Annotated in this window: 17 protein-coding genes; 13 read left to right on the plus strand and 4 right to left on the minus strand. The window is 68.6% G+C overall.

All coding sequences use genetic code 11. The features are described from left to right. Nucleotides 1-25: 25 nt before the first annotated feature. Nucleotides 26-937 carry a helix-turn-helix transcriptional regulator gene (locus tag H623_RS0108670; protein WP_033371709.1) on the minus strand — a complete coding sequence of 304 codons (912 nt, stop codon included), beginning with the start codon at nt 935-937 and terminating at the stop codon, nt 26-28. Nucleotides 938-994: 57 nt separating this feature from the next. On the opposite strand from H623_RS0108670, the gene H623_RS18765 reads away from it, so the two are divergent. The 9 genes from H623_RS18765 (at nt 995) to mctP (ending at nt 11034) form a co-directional block, all read left to right on the plus strand. After that, nucleotides 995-2410, plus strand: coding sequence for an MFS transporter (locus tag H623_RS18765; RefSeq protein WP_022900549.1), 1416 nt, complete (start codon nt 995-997; stop codon nt 2408-2410). A 200-nt stretch (nt 2411-2610) separates the two neighbouring features. Beyond that, complete coding sequence (locus H623_RS18770) at nt 2611-3288, plus strand: TetR/AcrR family transcriptional regulator (RefSeq protein ID WP_022900550.1); 678 nt, start codon at nt 2611-2613, stop codon at nt 3286-3288. Next, on the plus strand, nt 3285-4562 hold the full coding sequence (locus H623_RS0108685) for an MFS transporter (RefSeq protein ID WP_022900551.1): 1278 nt from the start codon (nt 3285-3287) through the stop codon (nt 4560-4562). Before H623_RS18770 ends, H623_RS0108685 begins: the two co-directional genes overlap by 4 nt. Continuing rightward, nucleotides 4562-5824: an alanine racemase gene (locus tag H623_RS0108690; RefSeq protein ID WP_022900552.1), complete on the plus strand. Its 1263-nt coding sequence runs from the start codon at nt 4562-4564 to the stop codon at nt 5822-5824. Before H623_RS0108685 ends, H623_RS0108690 begins: the two co-directional genes overlap by 1 nt. Next, nucleotides 5821-7149, plus strand: coding sequence for a D-arabinono-1,4-lactone oxidase (locus tag H623_RS0108695; protein ID WP_022900553.1), 1329 nt, complete (start codon nt 5821-5823; stop codon nt 7147-7149). The genes H623_RS0108690 and H623_RS0108695 overlap by 4 nt, the downstream gene beginning before the upstream one ends. 184 nt (nt 7150-7333) lie before the next feature. Beyond that, nucleotides 7334-7900, plus strand: coding sequence for a LemA family protein (locus tag H623_RS0108700; protein ID WP_022900554.1), 567 nt, complete (start codon nt 7334-7336; stop codon nt 7898-7900). An 18-nt stretch (nt 7901-7918) separates the two neighbouring features. Next, nucleotides 7919-8824: a M48 family metalloprotease gene (locus H623_RS0108705; protein WP_022900555.1), complete on the plus strand. Its 906-nt coding sequence runs from the start codon at nt 7919-7921 to the stop codon at nt 8822-8824. A 165-nt stretch (nt 8825-8989) separates the two neighbouring features. Next, nucleotides 8990-9301: a DUF3311 domain-containing protein gene (locus H623_RS18775; RefSeq protein ID WP_211217988.1), complete on the plus strand. Its 312-nt coding sequence runs from the start codon at nt 8990-8992 to the stop codon at nt 9299-9301. Next, nucleotides 9298-11034: a monocarboxylate uptake permease MctP gene (gene mctP / locus H623_RS18780; protein ID WP_022900557.1), complete on the plus strand. Its 1737-nt coding sequence runs from the start codon at nt 9298-9300 to the stop codon at nt 11032-11034. Before H623_RS18775 ends, mctP begins: the two co-directional genes overlap by 4 nt. A 38-nt stretch (nt 11035-11072) precedes the next feature. On the opposite strand, the gene H623_RS0108720 is transcribed toward mctP, so the two are convergent. Next, complete coding sequence (locus H623_RS0108720; RefSeq protein ID WP_033371716.1) at nt 11073-12290, minus strand: winged helix-turn-helix domain-containing protein; 1218 nt, start codon at nt 12288-12290, stop codon at nt 11073-11075. Between the two features lie 78 nt (nt 12291-12368). On the opposite strand from H623_RS0108720, the gene H623_RS20730 reads away from it, so the two are divergent. Beyond that, on the plus strand, nt 12369-13628 hold the full coding sequence (locus H623_RS20730; RefSeq protein ID WP_022900559.1) for an AI-2E family transporter: 1260 nt from the start codon (nt 12369-12371) through the stop codon (nt 13626-13628). 56 nt (nt 13629-13684) lie between these two features. After that, nucleotides 13685-14941 (plus strand): threonine ammonia-lyase, encoded by a 1257-nt coding sequence (ilvA, locus tag H623_RS0108730; RefSeq protein ID WP_026940134.1) that lies wholly within the window; start codon nt 13685-13687, stop codon nt 14939-14941. Between the two features lie 58 nt (nt 14942-14999). Here ilvA and greA read toward each other — a convergent pair whose 3' ends face one another. Together greA and H623_RS21000 are read right to left on the minus strand one after the other, a co-directional pair. Further along, entirely contained in the window at nt 15000-15491 is a 492-nt protein-coding gene (gene greA / locus H623_RS0108735) for a transcription elongation factor GreA (RefSeq protein ID WP_022900561.1), read from the minus strand. A gap of 121 nt (nt 15492-15612) precedes the next feature. After that, a complete protein-coding gene (locus H623_RS21000) occupies nt 15613-16044 on the minus strand; it encodes a DUF4307 domain-containing protein (RefSeq protein WP_022900562.1) in 432 nt (143 codons plus the stop codon). Nucleotides 16045-16133: 89 nt separating this feature from the next. Here H623_RS21000 and mca point away from each other — a divergent pair, with 89 nt between their 5' ends. After that, nucleotides 16134-16997: a mycothiol conjugate amidase Mca gene (gene mca / locus H623_RS0108745; RefSeq protein WP_022900563.1), complete on the plus strand. Its 864-nt coding sequence runs from the start codon at nt 16134-16136 to the stop codon at nt 16995-16997. Then, a complete protein-coding gene (locus H623_RS0108750) occupies nt 16997-17317 on the plus strand; it encodes a hypothetical protein (RefSeq protein WP_022900564.1) in 321 nt (106 codons plus the stop codon). The genes mca and H623_RS0108750 overlap by 1 nt, the downstream gene beginning before the upstream one ends. The last annotated feature ends 25 nt before the right edge of the window (nt 17318-17342 follow it).

Raw genomic sequence — 17342 nt, forward strand, 5'->3', positions numbered from 1 at the left:
GACAGTCCGGTGCCGGCGCCGGGTGTCACCGGGCATCCGCACCGCACATCGCCTTGGGGTGCACCGTGACGGCGGGCTCGTTTGCGACGAGAGCGGCGAGCTCGCGCAAGCGGGCGGCATCCTTCTGCGATGTCGGTTGCAGCACTGTGAGCAGAACACCGGAGGCGTTGTCGAGCCACATGCGAGTGAAGTGCACCGAGGTGTCGCCGACCCGCGGAAGGTGGAAGAGCTGGTCGTGCGCACCGACCCGGCTGAGCTCGTGGCGCTCCCACAATGATGCGAACAACGGCGACTGGGTCTGCAGCCTGGTGAGCAGCGAGATCCAGGACGGGTCGTCGAGGTGCTCGGTCATGGCAGCGCGCAGCCGACCCACCATGCGTGAGGTGACTCCGTCGTAGTCGTCGTATGCAGCCCGCCACTCGGGGTCGAGGAACGCCCGCACCATGCAGTTGCGGTTTTCGGCCGGCCCGGCGTCGAGATCGTTGATGAGGAACCGGTAACTGGAGTTGCTGGCGAGGATGTCGAACTTGGCGGACTGGATGCACGCCGGCGTGCCCGCCAGCAGCGTGAGGAGGTCGAGGTGCTCCTGGGCCACGACGGCGTACGACGGATCGTCGCTGACGGGCACCGGGCGCCCCTTCGCCAGTCGCCACAGGTGGTCGCGCTCGTCGACGTCGAGCATGAGCGCGCGGCCGATCGCGTTGAGCACCTGTTCGGACGGCGTGATCTCCCTGCCCTGTTCTAGCCAGGTGTACCAGGTGACGCCCACCCCGGCCAGGGCGGCCACCTCTTCCCGGCGGAGGCCGGGCGTACGCCGGCGCCCGCCCGCCGGAAGACCCGCTCGCGCCGGCGTGAGCCGCTCGCGGCGGCTGCGCAGGAATGCGCCGAGCTCACGCCGGATCGCCTCGCTCGTCGCATCGCCGGTTCCGATCACCATGAGTACCAGGATAACCACGCACTGGATACCTGGATAGAAGGCTCGTTCACTGATGACATGACGACTGAGCAGATCACCATTCCCGTGGATCGACGCGAACGTGCAGAAGGACTCGGGATACTCGGCGGCGCTGTCCTCCTCGCAGGCGGGCTGCTCGGCAACTTCGTCTTCGGCGCCTCGGCCATCGTGCTGCCGGCGATCGAGAAGGACCTCCGCATCGGCACCGCGGTCGGGAGCCTGTTCGTCGCGCTCTTCTCGCTCGGCTTCGCCGTGGCACTCGTCTTCGGTGGCCGGCTCGGCGACCGATACGGGCGCCGTCGCATCTTCATCATCGGTCTGGCCGCGTTCGCGCTGTCGTCGATCGCGGTCGCACTGGCGCCCGCTGTCCTCGTGCTGCTCGTGGCGAGAATCCTGCAAGGGATCATGGTGGGGCTCCTCTTTCCCCAGGTGCTCGCGACCATCCAACACCACTCCACCGGCGCGGCTCGCGCGCGCTGGCTCGCGGCGTACGCGGCTGTGATCGGCGGCGGCACGACGCTGGGGCAGATCCTGGGCGGTGCCCTGGTCAGCGTCGACTGGGGTGGCACCGGGTGGCGCCAGGTCTTCGTGCTCGTCGCACTGCTGTGCGCGGTGGTGGCGGGACTCTGCGGGGCGGTCCCGAAGACCCGGTCGGAGCATCCTGTCGGCACCGACGTGCCGGGCGCCCTCCTCTTCGGCGCGGGGATCGCCGCCGTGCTCCTGCCGCTCGCTCTCGGGCCGCAGTCGGGCTGGCCGTGGTGGTCGTATGCGGCGATCGCGGCGGCCGTACTGCTGCTCGCCGCCTTCGCGGTGCTGCAACGGCGCGGCGACCCGGCCCGCGTTCTCATGCCTCCGGCAGCGCTCCGTGAGCCCGAGCTCGTGCTCGGCCTCACGCTCGCCGTGCTCTTCTTCGCCGGGTACGGCGCGTTCGTGTACTACTTCTCGGTCTCGTTCGAAGAGGGGCTCGGCATGTCCGCGTTCAGCGTCGCCTTGTCGCTCGCGCCGTTCGCGATCGGCTTCATCGCGGCAAGCCTGGTCGTTCCGCGGATCGCGGGGCGGTTCGGTCCCGTGCGCACCATGCTGGCAGGTGCCATCGCCCAGGCCGTGCTGCTGGGTCTGATCGCCCTGCTCGTCTTCGCGCTGTGGCCGCATCCGTGGCAATGGATGCTTCAGCCAGCCCTGATCCTGATGGGCGTCGCCCAGGCGTTCATGTACGGGCCGCTCATCGGCACGGTGATGGGCGCGATGCCCAGACACCTCGCGGGACTCGCCAGCGGCCTCTTCGCCACGGCGCAGCAGGTGGCGATTGCGCTCGGAGTCGCCGCGTTCGGCGCGCTCTACGGGGCGTTCGCCCTGCACGGCCCGGCAGGTTTCGTCTGCTGCGCGGTGCTCCAGGCCGCCGTCGCGCTGGTGTTCGCCGCCGTGCTGCCGCGCTTGCGGAAGGTGGCGCGCTGAGTACGGGCTTGATCGAGGCGGCGGTTCCTCGCAGCGCCGCACCCGCCAGATGCATTTTCACAGGAGGTGATGCATACTTGGTCAACTGACCCACTTCGCTTCGGCACGCCGGGCGCGCGGTCACTCCCGACAGTTTCCGCCCGATGAAGAGCAGGAGCGCGCATGCAGCACGTCGTCGATACTCCCGAGGGAACCGTGCCATGACGCGCATGTCCGTTGCCGAACGCCGCGTCGCCTTGGTGGAAGCCGCGTTGCGGGTGATCGCTCGTGACGGCGTCGCGGCGGCCACGACGCGCGCGATCGCCGGCGAGGCCGGCATGCCGCAGGCATCCTTCCACTACGCGTTCGTCTCCAGGGATGAGCTCATGGGTGAGGTCATCGCCCACGTGGTCGCGGGGGAGGAGCGGTCCGTGCTGCCGGCGATGACACCGGCATCCGCCCCGTCCGACATGCGTGAGGCGCTGCGCGTGGGCCTCGAGCACTATCTCGCCGGGGTGCAGGCGGATCCCGAACGCGAGCGCGCCATGTTCGAGCTCGCGCAGTACGCCCAGCGCACGCCAGGTGCCGAGGGTCTCGCGCGAACGCAGTACGAGAGCTACTTCACACTCGCGCAGTCGGCGCTGCGTGCGGCGGCCGACCTGGTCGGCGCCCGATGGAGCGAGCCTGTCGAAAACGTGGCCGAGCTGCTGGTCGGCCTCACCGACGGGCTGACCTCCACCTGGCTGGCGACGCGCGATGACGCCGCTGCGCACCGGCTCGTCGAGTTCACCGCGGATGCCGTCGCCCGGCTCAGCCTGCCCGACCCGAGCGCGAGCCGCACCAGTGCGCCTGGTGAGCGCGCACACAGCACGCGTGAGCGGGACGAGGCACGCGCATGAGCGCCGACGGCGTGACAGCCTCCGGCGCGTCGACGACGGTCGCGGTCTTCGCCGAGCCGGTGCGCCGCGTCGGCGGGGGCTGGATCGCCGCGTTCGCGCTCGCCTGGTTCGGCGTCTGGATGGCGCAGCTCACCCCGGTGCAGCTGTTGCTCCCCGCACAGATCCAAGACCGGCTGAAGACCGACGACTGGGTGCAGAACGTGATCGCGTTCGGCATCATCTCCGGCATCTCGGCGCTCTGCGCGATCGTCGCATTCCCCGTCACGGGTGCCCTCTCCGACCGCACGACGAGCCGCTTCGGCCGGCGCCGCCCGTGGATCGCGGCGGGCGCCGCGATCTTCGCCCTCTCCCTCCTGCTTCTCGGGCTCCAAACCACCATGGTGGGCATCGGCGTGTTCTGGTGCCTCGCCCTGATCGGCTTCTGCGTGCTGACCGCCGCGCTCACGGCCACGATCAGCGACCAGATTCCGGTCGACCAGCGCGGATACGTCTCCGGCTGGCTCTCCGCACCGCAGGCGGTCGGCACGATCGCCGGCATCATGCTCGTCACGCTGCTCGCTCTCGGCACGTTCATCGGCTACACGGCCATGGCGGTGCTGCTGGTGATCTTCGTCATCCCGTTCCTCTTCATCCCCGACGCCGTGCTGAGGCCCGAGCAGCGCGCGCCCTGGTCGTTGCGCGTCATGATCGACTCGCTCTGGATCAGCCCCAAGCGCTATCCGGACTTCGGCTGGACCCTGCTCAGCCGCGTGCTCGTCAATTTCGGCAACGCGTTCGGCACGAGCCTGCTCCTGTACTTTCTGGAATTCGGTCTGGGCGACAAGCACGCCCAAGACGACCTCATCGTTCTCGTGCTCATCTACATGGTGTTCGTGATTCTCGCCGCACTCGTGTTCGGCAGGCTCTCCGACGCCCTTGGCCGCCGCAAGGCCTTCGTCTTCCTGGCCTCGAGTCTGCAGGCGCTCGCCGCGATCATCCTCGCCATCGTCCCGCTGTTCAGCGTGGCCATGGTGGCCGCCGGGCTGCTCGGACTGGGCTACGGATGCTTTCTGGCGGTCGACCAGGCGCTGGCCACCCAGGTGCTCCCCGACCCCGAGACCCGGGGCAAGGACCTCGGCATCATGAACATCGCCACGGCGGTGCCGCAGGCGGCGGCGCCCCTGCTCGGCGCGTTCCTGGTGTTCGTCGCCGGCTTCGCCGGCCTCTTCTTCACGGCCGCCGTGTTCGCGTTCGCGGGCGCCCTGGCCGTCTCTCGAGTGAAAGCGGTGCGCTGATGCAGAACCCGATCGACCTGAGCCTGCCGCCGACGGCCTCCCGCCGCCGATGGGGCAATCCGGCCCTGTACTGGCCGTCGTTGAGCGCGACGACCGCGCAGCTGGACGCGCCGGTCGCGGTCCTCGAGCTGGACGCGCTGCGCGCCAACGCCCACGACATGCTGAGCAGGGCGGCGGGCACGCCGATCCGGATCGCGTCGAAGTCCGTACGGGTGCGCGCCGTGGTGGATGCAGCGCTGCAACTCCCCGGGTTCCGCGGCGTTCTCGCATACACGCTGGCGGAGGCGCTCTGGCTCGCCGAAGGCGACGCCGACCACGCCCCGGTGGAGGATGTCGTCGTCGGCTACCCGAGCACGGATCGCGTCGCGCTGCGGCGCCTGGCGACCACACCCGAGCTCGCGGCGCGGGTGACCGTCATGGTCGACTCGATCGAGCACCTGGACTTCATCGACGCGACGATCGCTCCCGAGAAGCGCGAGAGCATCCGCATCGCCCTCGAGCTGGACGCGTCGTGGATCTCACCGATCGGCCGCATCGGCGTCTTCCGCTCACCCGTGCACACGCCGGAACAGGCGAGCGCGCTCGCCGAATGGATCGCGGCACGGGCGGGCTTCGACCTCGTGGGGATCATGGCGTACGAGGCCCAGATCGCCGGACAGGGGGATGCCCCGCGCGGCCGACCCGCCTACGCCGCCACGGTGCGCTGGATGCAGCGCAATTCCAAGGCGGAGCTGCTGGAGCGGCGCGCTGCGGTGGTCGCCGCGGTGCGCCGGATCGCCGACCTCGAGTTCGTCAACGGAGGTGGCACGGGCTCGCTCGAGTACACGGCGGCCGATCCGACGGTGACCGAGATCGGTGCCGGCAGCGGCCTGCTCGGCGGTCATCTGTTCGACAACTATCGCTCGTTCACGCCGGCACCCGCGGCGGCGTTCGCCCTCGACGTCGTGCGCAAGACGCACGAGAGCAGCGCGACGGTGCTCGGTGGCGGCTGGGTGGCATCCGGGCCCCCCGCCGCCGACCGGCTGCCGCGCGTCGTCTGGCCGACGGGCCTGACCATGGCACCGCGCGAGATGGCGGGGGAGGTGCAGACCCCGCTCACCGGCCCGAACGCGACGGGTCTGCGCATCGGGGACCGGGTCTGGTTTCGGCACACCAAATCCGGCGAGCTCAGCGAGCACGTGAACGGGTTCTCGCTCGTCGCCGGTGGCGAGGTGGTCGGCAGCGTTCCGACGTACCGGGGAGAAGGAAAGGCGTTCCTGTGACCGCCACGGGTGCGGTGTGGCGCAACTGGGGCCGCAGCGAGAAGATCAGACCCGCGCACGTCGAGCGCCCCAAAGACGTCGGCGCCGTGCAGCGCGCCGTCGCCTCCGCCGCGTCCCGCGGGCTGCATGTCAAGCCGGTGGGCGCCGGCCACAGCTTCTCCGGCATCGCCGTCGCGCCCGGCGTGCAGCTCGATCTGCACGAGCTGAGCGGCGTGATCGCCGTGGATGCGGCATCCGGTCGCGTCACACTAGGCGCGGGTACGAACCTCTACCGGCTGCCGGAACTGCTGAAGCCCTACGGCCTCGCGATGGAGAACATGGGCGACATCGACCGGCAGACCATCGCCGGCGCCACCGCCACCGGCACGCACGGCACCGGTGGGCGCTTCGGTGGCCTCGCCACCCAGATCGTCGGTGCCGCGCTCGTCACGGGCGACGGCTCCGTGCTTCGGGTGGACGAGAGAGAGAACGCCGAGCTCCTGCCCGCGGTTCGCCTCGGTCTCGGAGCCCTCGGCGTTCTGGTGGAGATCACGCTGCAGTGCGTGCCCGAATTCCTGTTGCACGCCGTCGAACGCGCCGAGCCGCTCGAGGATGTGCTGGATGCCTACGGCGAACGTTCGCTAAGCGACGACCACTTCGAGTTCTACTGGTTCCCGCACACCGACGTCGCCGTGACGAAGACGAACACCCGGCTTCCCTTTGACGCCGCGCGCCGACCGCGCGCGCCCTTCGGCGCCTGGGTCGACGACGAACTGGTCTCCAACGGCGTCTACCGCGCCATCTGCGCGCTCGGCACGGCGCTGCCACCGCTCGTGCCCCCGGTGAACCGCCTCGCCGCACGCCTGATGGGCCACGGCGAGTTCACCGATCACTCGGCGAAGGTCTTCGTGAGCGATCGCGCCGTGAGATTCCGCGAGATGGAGTACGCACTGCCGCGCGAGACGGTGCCGTCCGCGTTGCGCGAGGTCGAGCAACTCATCCGCCGCCGCGACTGGCGCATCTCGTTCCCGGTCGAAGTCCGCTCCGCCGCGGCGGACGACAACTGGATGTCCACGGCGTACGGCCGCGAGACCGGCTACATTGCTGTGCATCGTTACTTCAGGGAGAACCCCACCGAGTACTTCGCCGCGGTCGAGGAGATTATGCGCGCTCATGACGGCCGTCCGCACTGGGGCAAGATGCACACGCGCCGGGCGGAGGACCTCAGACCGGCGTACCCGAGGTTCGACGAGTTCCTCGCCGTGCGCGAGAGGCTGGATCCCGCCGGCGTCTTCGAGAACCGCTACCTGCGCTCGGTGCTGGGCCCCGTCGGCGTCACGGTCTGAGCCGAGTGCGCAGGGCGCGCGGACGCCCGTGCGCGACGCCTCCTCGGCATCGCCCGTGCCGTTGCTTCGAGAGTCGTGGGAACAGCCCGAGAGTGAGAAGACCGGCCGGTAGGATGGCCGGGTATCGCGCTTCGGAACAAGCGGTTTCGACGCGTCCCATCGGTTACCCGAGGAGTTGCCCGCCATGGAATGGCTGATCCCCGTCGTCATCATCGTCGTGATCCTGGCGATCATCGGAATCTACTTCTGGGCGACCTACAACTCGCTGGTCACGCTCAACGTGCGGGTGGACGAGGCGTGGAGCGACATCACCGTGCAGCTCAAGCGCCGTGCCGACCTCATCCCCAACCTCATCGAGACGGTGAAGGGTTACGCCGCGCACGAGAAGGGCGTCTTCGAAGAGGTCACGAAGGCACGCGCCGAGACGCTGTCCGCCAGCGGCCCCGCCGAGGCGTCCGTGGCGGAGAACCACATCCAGTCCGCGCTGAAGAGCATCTTCGCCGTGGCGGAGGCGTACCCGCAGCTGCAGGCGAGCCAGAACTTCCTGCGACTGCAGTCCGACCTGGTCGACACCGAAGACAAGATCCAGGCGGCGCGCCGCTTCTACAACGGCGGAGTGCGGGAGTTCAACACGAAGATCAAGGTCTTCCCGAACAACATCTTCGCGAAGCGCCTCGGCTTCACGCAGCGAGACTTCTTCGAGGTCGCCGACGCGAGCGCCATCGCCGAGCCGCCCCGCGTGCAGTTCTAGCCGCCGCGCGTCCCGTCGATGTATAGGGCGATCGCCGCGAACAAGCGGAACACCGTCTTCATCATTCTGTTCTTCCTGGTCATCATCGGCCTGATCGGATGGCTGGCGAGCTTCCTGTTCAACAGCTGGGCGATCTTGATCGTCGTCATGATCGTGGCCATCGGCTACGCGCTGATCCAGTACTTCGCGGCCTCCGGTCAAGCTGTCATGGCATCCGGAGCTGTGGAGATCCAGAAGGCCGACAATCCGCGGCTGTGGAACACGGTCGAGAACCTCTCGATCGCCACCGGCACCCCGATGCCGAAGGTCTACATCATCAACGATCCGGCGCCCAACGCGTTCGCCACCGGCAGGGATCCGCAGCACGCGGTGGTGGCGGCCACGACCGGGCTGCTCGACATCATGGACGACGCGGAGCTCGAAGGCGTGATGGCTCACGAGCTCGGCCACGTGCGCAACTACGACATCCGCGTCTCGATGATCGTGTTCGGGCTCACCGTCGCCGTCGGCCTGATCGCCGACATCCTGCTGCGCATGAGCATGTTCGGCGCGCTCGCCGGCGGGAACAACCGCAATAACAACAACAACGGCGGGGGAGGCAACCCGATTCTCCTCATCGTCGGCATCGTGGCACTGGTGCTCGCCCCGCTGATGGCCGCCCTCGTGCAGATGGCCGTCTCGCGGCAGCGCGAATACCTGGCGGATGCCACGAGTGCGATGACCACGCGCAATCCCGACGAGCTCGCCAGCGCCCTGGCGAAGCTGGAGCAGTACGGCCGGCCCATGCGCCGCCAGAACTCGTCGATGGCGCACCTCTGGATCGCCAACCCGCTCAAGCCGAGCATGATGAGCCGGCTGTTCTCGACGCATCCGCCGATCGATGAGCGGATCGCGAGGCTGAAGAAGATCGGCAGCAGCTTCTGACGCGCGAACAGCTTCTGACGCGCGAACAGCTTCTGGTGCGGCAGGTGCGTCGCAGTCCACGCGGCCGAAATACTGCTTGACCTCGCCTCACCGGCGGGTGGAAAGTTGTCTCTGCCCTGACCCCCATCCGCGGGGGATCGGAGCGTGTGAATGAAGGAGACAACGTTGTCCGCTCGTGATACCCCCACGCGAGGCCCGGCGAAGCCCGGTCCGTACGTGGTCGCCGGCATCCTGATCGCCATCGCGATCATCATGCCGCTCATCGTGCCCCTCTACGCCTTCGCCGAACCCTCGCTCTGGGGGATCCCGTTCTTCTACTGGTACCAGCTGCTCTGGGTGTTCATCGCCTCGGGCCTCCTCGCCCTCGCCTACCTGATCATGCGCAAGGAAGATCGCCGTCGCCGCGAGGTCCTGCGCACGCCAGGCACGACGGCATCCGGCGACTCCAACGACAAGACGGACGGAGGCGAACGATGACCAACGTGCTCCTCTCTCTCGCCGGGTCCGGCCAGCTGGCCGCGGCGTCCAACGTCGACGCGAACGGCAACCGCCCGGTCAACTGGGTCTCGCTCATCGTCGTGATCGTGCTCTTCGTCATCGTGGCCGTCATCGGCTTCCTGGCGTCGAGGTGGCGTACCGATCCGAGCGCCCGCGGCCTGAACAGCCTCGACGAATGGGGCCTCGGCGGCCGCGGCTTCGGAACCTGGGTCACCTGGTTCCTGCTCGGCGGCGACCTGTACACGGCGTACACGTTCGTGGCGGTCCCCGCCGCGATGTGGGCATCCGGTGCCGTCAGCGGCTTCTTCGCCGTTCCCTACACGATCGTGCTGTACCCGATCGTGTTCCTGCTGATGAGCCGTCTCTGGTCCGTCTCGCACCGGCACGGCTACGTGACGCCGGCCGACTTCGTCGGCGGCCGTTACGGCAGCAGGTGGCTCTCGGTGGCGGTGGCACTCACCGGAATCATCGCCACGATGCCGTACATCGCGCTCCAGCTGGTCGGCATCAAGGCCGTGCTCACGGTGCTCGGTCTGGGCTCCAACACCAACCCGTTCATGGCCGACCTGCCGCTGATCATCGCCTTCGTCGTGCTCGCGGCATACACGTACACCGGCGGCCTGCGGGCGCCCGCCTTGATCGCGATCGTGAAGGACATCCTGATCTACATCGCGATCATCGTCGCGATCGCCTACCTCCCCGCTCACTTCGGGGGATGGGAGAACATCTTCAGCGCGGCCGGCAAGAAGCTGAGCGCCACCAACCCGGCCACCGGATCGCCCTTCGGGGCGACGATTCCCGGCGCGGGCAGCTTCAACGCGTACTGGACGCTGGCACTCGGCAGCGCGATGGCACTGTTCATGTATCCGCACTCGATCACGGGTGTGCTGTCGACGAAGAGTCGCAACACGATCCGCCGCAACGCCATGGTGCTGCCGCTGTACTCGCTGATGCTGGGCTTCCTCGCTCTGCTGGGCTACGTGGCGATCAAGGCGGGCACGCAGCCCATCGACACCAATGGCGCCATCAACGCGCAGCTGGTCGTCCCGCAACTGTTCCTCGACTCGTTCCCGTCGTGGTTCAGCGGCATCGCGCTGGCGGCGATCGCGATCGGCGCTCTGGTGCCGGCGGCGATCATGTCGATCGCAGCCTCCAACCTGTTCACGCGCAACATCTACAAGGACCTCTTCAAGAAGAACGCCACCCCGAAGCACGAGGCGAACGTGTCGAAGCTGGTCTCCCTCATCGTCAAGGTGGGGGCTCTGGTGTTCGTGCTGGGCATGGACCAGTCCTCTGCGATCAACCTGCAACTGCTCGGCGGCATCTGGATTCTGCAGACCTTCCCCGCGATCGTCGCAGGCCTCTACACGCGCTGGTTCAACAAGTGGGCGCTGTTCGCGGGCTGGGCCGCCGGCATCCTGTACGGCACGATCGCGGCGTACAACGTGATCAACCCGGCGACGCACGCCCACTTCGGCGGTTCCATCGCGGCGTTCCCGTTCACCTCGGTCCCCGTGTACATCGGCGTCTCGGCGTTCGTGATCAACGCCATCGTCGCCGCGGTGGTCACCGTCGTGCTCCGGCTGCTGAAGGTGCGGGACACGTCGGATGCGACGCGCCCGTCCGACTACGGTGCCGACGAGAACGACCCGAAGGTCATCGAGCTCGAGCAGTCGCAGCCGCCGCTCGACCCCGAACTGGACGCGCGGTAAGAGGTCCGACGAGCGCTGAATCCGTGAGCGCCGTGGGCTCAGGTGGCTGAGCTCACGGCGCTCGCCAGGTCGCGCGCGAGCGTGCCGCGCGGGCGGACGTCGATCGCAGACAGACCCTGCCATTCGGCCGTCTCGCGCAGCAACGCCGCAAGGCGGTGCGCGCTGTCGCCGTCGGCGGAGGGCTCCGCCCAGGCAGCCTGCACGATGAGCACACCGTTCTTGCGATCGCTCTTCAGGTCGACTCTGGCCACGATGCGATCGTCCTGCAGCACCGGCAGCACGTAGTACCCGTAGACCCGCTTCGGCGCGGGGGTGTAGATCTCGATGCGATAGTCGAGCCCGAACAGGCGCAACGCCCTGGCGCGCTCCCAGACCACGGGGTCGAACGGCGACAGGAGGGCGGATGCCCGCAGCGCCCGCGGCATCCGCGCATTCGTCTCCCGCCACACGGGCAGCGGTCTGCCGTTGCTCTCCCAGCCCGTCACCCGCACGGGCTGCACCTCGCCGGCGTCCTCGAGCTCGCGGAGCGCGGTGAGAGTCGGCGCCTGCTTCAGCCGGTAATAGTCCGCGATGTCACGCAGCGTGCCGACTCCGAGGGCACGGATGGAGCGGCGCACGAGCTCGCGCACGGCATCCGTCGTCTCGATATGAGAGGCGAGGACGGAGCCGGGAAGAACCTGCTCAGGGAGCGCATACCGGCGCTCGAAGCGCTCCCGACCCGCGATCGCGACATCGCCGAAGCGGAACAGCAGCTCCAGCGTGTGCTTGACCTCGGACCAGCCCCACCACGGTCCGGTGCGCGTGTTCTCCTCGTGCTCGATCGCGCTCGCCGGCGTGGGGCCGAGCGCTGCCAGCTCGTCGAGCAGCCAGCGTGCGGTGCGGCTGTGGCGCAGCTCCCACGCGGCGTCCGCGTATTTGGTGCGGAAGGCATCCATCCGCCACTGGAACAGCGGCCGGTCATCGCGGCGCACGAACGCCGCCTCGTGGGCGATGTACTCGATGTGCGGCGCACGCGAACGCAGGGTGACGGCATCGAGAAGCGACTTGTCGTAGCCCCCGAGCCGGGCGAACGCGGGAAGGTAGTGGCTGCGCTCGAACACGTTCACCGAGTCGATCTGCAGGAGCCCGAGCCGATCGACGACGGCATTCAACTGCCGCGTTCCCACTCGCGGCGGCCGCGGGCGTCCGAACCCCTGCGCGGCGAGCGCAGTGCGGCGCGCGAGCGCGGGGGAGAGCGAGTGTTCGGTGGTGGCCATCGGCACGAGGCTAGCGTCGGCCACCGACACGCAGGGGGTCCGTGCGGCACTGTCGTGGGCGACAAATAGAATGAGACGATGCCGACCCCTCCGAAGCCGGTTCCGCCCGCCGACGACAGCGTCGAGGAGTCCATTCCTCGCGGAGTGCGCATCGCCGGCGCCTGGTCGTGGCGTCTCCTGCTGATCGGCGCGGTCATCGCCGTGCTGGTCTTCTTGATCGTGCAGTTGCGCCTGATCGTGATACCGGTGCTCGTCGCCGTGCTGCTGGCGGCGCTCCTCGTGCCGTTCGTCGACCTGCTGACGCGGCATCGATGGCCGCGGTGGCTCGGGATCGTGCTGGCGCTGGTGATCGTGCTCGTGCTCGTGGGCGGTCTGATGGTGCTCGTCGTCTGGCAGATCCGCGGGGAGGCGCACGCTCTCCAGGCCCGCACTGTCGACGCGTTCGAGGCGTTCAAGGACTGGCTCCAGGGACCGCCGCTGGATCTCACCGACCAGCAGATCACGGGTTATCTGGAGCAGGCCCTGAACGCCCTGCAGCAGGACAGCCAGGTGCTCGTCTCCGGTGCCCTGTCGATCGGCTCCACGCTGGGCCACGTGCTCACCGGCCTGGTGCTCACCATGTTCAGCACGCTGTTCATCCTCATCGACGGCAGGGGCATCTGGTCATGGATCGTGCGCATCTTCCCGCGCCGCGCGCGTGCCGCCGTCGACGGTGCCGGTCACGCGGGATGGCTGACGCTGACGAGCTTCGCGCGGGTGCAGGTGCTCGTGGCCTCGATCGACGCCCTGGGAATCGGGCTCGTCGCGTTCTTCCTCGGTCTCCCGCTCGTCATCCCGATCGCGGTGCTGGTGTTCCTCGGTTCGTTCATCCCGATCGTCGGCGCCGTCATCACGGGTGCGCTCGCCGTGGTCGTGGCGCTCGTCTACAACGGCTGGGTCGCCGCCGTCATCATGCTCCTCGGCGTGCTGGCCGTGCAGCAGCTGGAGGGCCACGTTCTGCAGCCGCTCATCATGGGATCGGCGGTGAAGGTGCATCCGCTCGCCGTCGTGCTGGTGGTGGCGGCGGGATCCTTGCTCGCGGGCATCCCCGGGGCGCTGTTCGCCGTGCCGTTCGCCGCTGTGCTCAACGTGATGGTCAAGTACGTCTCGTCCGGCGCATGGCGCAGCGGAACGCCTCCGGCGCTCGCCGGCCCCGTCGACGCGCTGTGGCAGACGGTGCCGAGGCCACGGCGCTGGCGCGACCGTCGCTCGGAGGATGCGGCTGCTCGGGAGGCGGAGACGGCGGATGCATCGGGCACGGGACACGAACGAGACGACGGCGTCGACGGTCGGTCTTGAGCGGCCGTATGCCGAAAGCGGCACGGGCTCGCTCGTAGACTGTGCCCGTGACAGTCGTGAGCGAAACCCCTCGTCCCTACACCGTCGGCCCCGGCCTGGATGAGATCGAGCACGCGCACGAGATCGTCTCCCGGGTCGCGAAGACGACGCCGGTCGAGACGTCGAGATACCTGTCCGACCTGCTCGGCTCCCCGGTCTTGTTGAAGTGCGAGAACCTGCAGCGCACGGGAGCGTTCAAGATCCGCGGCGCCTACCACATGATGTCGAAGCTCAGCGCGGACGAGCGTGCGCGCGGCGTCGTCGCCGCCTCCGCCGGCAACCACGCGCAGGGTGTCGCCTTCGCCGCACGAGAGCTGGGCGTCGCCTCCACCATCTTCATGCCTCTGGGAGTGGCGCTGCCCAAGCTGCAGGCGACGCGGGACTACGGCGCGCACGTGGTGCTGGGTGGTGCCACGGTGGACGAGTCGCTGCGTGCCGCCGCCGAGTTCGCCCGCAGCACCGGCGCCGTCTTCGTTCCGCCGTTCGATCATCCGGACATCATCACCGGACAGGCGGCTCTCGGGCTCGACATCCTCGACGACGTCCCGGATGTGGAGACCGTGATCGTCGGTGTCGGCGGAGGCGGTCTCATCGCCGGAGTTGCCGCAGCGCTGAAGCAGCGCGCACGACGGGACGGGCGCGACATCCGGGTCATCGGCGTGCAGGCGGAGAACGCCGCGGCGTTCCCGATGTCGCTGCGGGCGGGGACGCCCACCGAGGTCGCCGTCGGCCGGACCATCGCGGACGGCATCGCGGTCGGCAGACCGGGCGAGCTCACGTTCGAGATCGTCAAGGAGTTCGTGGACCACATCGTGACGGTCAGCGACGACGAGATCGCGAAGGCGCTGCTCGTGCTCCTGGAACGCTCCAAGCTGGTGGTGGAGCCGGCCGGGGCCGTAGGTGTCGCCGCGCTGCTCACCGGCGCCGCTCAGGAGGCGGCGGGCGAGCTCGGCCGCACCGTGGTCATCCTTTCCGGCGGCAACATCGACCCGCTGCTCATGCAGCGCGTCGTCGCGGCCGGTCTGCACGTCTCCGACCGTTACCTCAACCTGCGGCTGATGCTGCCGGACCGTCCGGGCCAGCTGGCCCGCACCTCCGAGCTGATCGCGTCGGCGAACGCCAACGTCGTCGAGGTGCTGCACACCCGTCACGGCAACGGCCTGCAGATCAGCCAGGTGGAGCTGCAGGTGAGCATCGAGACGCGCGGTTCCGAGCACAAGGACGAGGTCGTGCGCGTGTTGCGCGAGGCCGGTTACGACCCGATCGTCGACTGAGGAGCCGTTCGTCGGCTGAGAAGGACGGCCGCCTCGCGAGAGCGGCGCCAGCCGTCGCCTACTGGCCGGTCCAGGTCTGCACGTTCGTGACCTTGACCTCGATCTGGCGGCCGTTCGGCGCCGAATACGTGGTCGCATCGCCGACGCTGAGCCCCAGGATGGCGGCGCCCAGCGGGCTCGCCTCGCTGTACACCGAGAGCTCGCTGCCGTCGCCGATCTCCCGGTTGCCGATGATGAACGTGTCCTCATCGCCGGCGATCACGGCCGTCACGACCGTGCCCGGCTCCACGACACCGCGGCTTTCTGGCGCCTCGCCGACCTTGGCGTGGCGCAGCAGCTCCGTCAGCTGCACGATGCGCGCCTCCTGCACGCCCTGCGCGTCTTTGGCGGCGTGATAGCCGCCGTTCTCCTTGAGGTCGCCCTCCTCGCGGGCCGCCTCGATGCGCTTGGCGATCTCGGTGCGGCCGACGGTGCTGAGGTTCTCCAGTTCAGCGGCGAGACGGTCGTAAGCCTCCTGTGTGAGGAACGTGACCTGTGTGTCCTGAGACATGTGAACTCCTACGGATGAGGGACGGTAGGTAAAGCGAAAGGCCTCAGCGGCGGGGCCGTGAGACCTCTCATCAACATTGACGCCCCGACGTGTCCGTCAGGGCGTATCCAAGGATTTTACGTCAGCGGGACGAAGAAGACCAGCAGGAGTCCACGTCTCCGGCCACGCTCGGCTGCATGGTGCGCACGGTCGTGGTGAACGATCGCGTGGTCTTCGAGGACTTCGGCAGCTGGATCACCTTCCACCCGGTGACCGTGAAGTCGACGGCCTTCGCCTCGACCGCGCACGCGACGGAAGCACCGGCATCCGCCGTCACGGTGAACGAGACGCGCACGTGCTGCGAGTCCACGACGGTGTCGGAGCCGCTGTCGGCGGAGATGCCGGTACCGCTCACCTGGTCGAGGCCCGCCCAGACGGTCCAACATGCCAGGACGACCACGATGAACGCCCCGAACGCGATCAGGAGCCGGCGATCGCGCCGTCTCGTGCGAGCCGTGCGGCCGTAGCGCTCTCCGATCGCCTGGGCGGCGGGGGATGCCGTGGGTTCGGGCACGGAGGAACCTTCCGATGTGGAGCGATTAGGCTGTGCACCAAGCCTACGTGCTCTCGCCTGACAACCCCTCACGCCTACGGATGCCCACAGTGACCTTGCGTCTTCTCGCCGTGCACGCCCACCCCGATGACGAATCCAGCAAGGGAGCGGCGACCTACGCCTATTACGTCCACCGCGGTGCCGAGGTGATGGTCGTGAGCTGCACCGGCGGCGAGGGCGGCGACATCCTGAACGAAGGCCTCGCGGCCCGGGCCATGGCCGAACGCGACATGCCGGGACTGCGTCGCATCGAGATGGATGCCGCGGCGCGCGTCCTCGGCATCCAGCACCGTTGGCTGGGCTACGTGGACTCCGGCATGCCGAGCGAGGACGGGAGCGTTCCGCCGAACTCGTTCGCCGATATCCCACTGGAGATCGCCGCCGAGCCCCTCGTCAAGGTGATCCGGGAGTTCCGTCCGCACGTGCTGCTCACGTACGACGAGAACGGCGGATACCCGCATCCCGACCACATCCGCTGCCACGAGCTCTCGGTCGCTGCCTACGACTGGGCCGCCGACCCCGCGCGCTACCCGGAGCAGGGCGCGCCGTGGCGCATCTCGAAGCTGTATTACGACCGCATCTTCAACTCCACGCGGGTGTCCACGATGTTCGAGCACGTGCGCGCCGGCGACCCGCAGTCTCCGCTGCTCGAGCACTTCGAGGGCATGATGAAGCGTTTCGGCGAGGCGGCCGATCCGTCGACGACGCGTGTCCCCGTCGGCGAGTTCTTCGAGACGCGCGACGCCGCTCTGCTCTCGCACGCCAGCCAGGTGGCGCCGGAGAGCTCGTTCTTCTTCTGGCCGAACGATCTGCAGCGCACCGCGTGGCCCTATGAGGACTACCAGCTGATCGACTCCAAGGTGCCCACCAGCGTGCCGGAGAACGACCTCTTCGCCGGAATCGAGGATGCCTGATGCTCACCCCCCTGCTGCTCGCGGCGACATCCACGCCCAGCCCCAAGGCGCCGAACGCCGATCTGGTCACGCCTGGCGTCTGGGGATTCGTGATCACGCTCGCGGTCGCCGTGGCGACGATCCTGCTGATCTGGGACATGATGCGCCGAGTGCGGCGCACGCGGTACCGGGCCGAGGTCAACGCGAAGCTCGACGCCGAGGAAGCACGGCGTGAGGCCGAGGACGAGACGGCTCACGAGACGTTCCGCATCGAGGAGAGGCGGAGCATCCCGTCGGCGGACGATGACCGCGATGAGCCGAACACTCCCCGCGGGGAGTAGGCCGGGCCGAGCGTGGCGACGGCCG

The organism is Humibacter albus DSM 18994 (assembly GCF_000421825.1).
Classification (GTDB): domain Bacteria; phylum Actinomycetota; class Actinomycetes; order Actinomycetales; family Microbacteriaceae; genus Humibacter; species Humibacter albus.

Bases quoted from the DNA above. Each gene is read 5' to 3' on its own strand.
- H623_RS0108670 (WP_033371709.1), bottom strand. From the start codon at position 937: ATGGTGATCGGAACCGGCGATGCGACGAGCGAGGCGATCCGGCGTGAG.
- H623_RS18765 (WP_022900549.1), top strand. From the start codon at position 995: ATGACGACTGAGCAGATCACCATTCCCGTGGATCGACGCGAACGTGCA.
- H623_RS18770 (WP_022900550.1), top strand. From the start codon at position 2,611: ATGACGCGCATGTCCGTTGCCGAACGCCGCGTCGCCTTGGTGGAAGCC.
- H623_RS0108685 (WP_022900551.1), top strand. From the start codon at position 3,285: ATGAGCGCCGACGGCGTGACAGCCTCCGGCGCGTCGACGACGGTCGCG.
- H623_RS0108690 (WP_022900552.1), top strand. From the start codon at position 4,562: ATGCAGAACCCGATCGACCTGAGCCTGCCGCCGACGGCCTCCCGCCGC.
- H623_RS0108700 (WP_022900554.1), top strand. From the start codon at position 7,334: ATGGAATGGCTGATCCCCGTCGTCATCATCGTCGTGATCCTGGCGATC.
- H623_RS0108705 (WP_022900555.1), top strand. From the start codon at position 7,919: ATGTATAGGGCGATCGCCGCGAACAAGCGGAACACCGTCTTCATCATT.
- mctP (WP_022900557.1), top strand. From the start codon at position 9,298: ATGACCAACGTGCTCCTCTCTCTCGCCGGGTCCGGCCAGCTGGCCGCG.
- H623_RS0108720 (WP_033371716.1), bottom strand. From the start codon at position 12,290: ATGGCCACCACCGAACACTCGCTCTCCCCCGCGCTCGCGCGCCGCACT.
- H623_RS20730 (WP_022900559.1), top strand. From the start codon at position 12,369: ATGCCGACCCCTCCGAAGCCGGTTCCGCCCGCCGACGACAGCGTCGAG.
- greA (WP_022900561.1), bottom strand. From the start codon at position 15,491: ATGTCTCAGGACACACAGGTCACGTTCCTCACACAGGAGGCTTACGAC.
- H623_RS0108750 (WP_022900564.1), top strand. From the start codon at position 16,997: ATGCTCACCCCCCTGCTGCTCGCGGCGACATCCACGCCCAGCCCCAAG.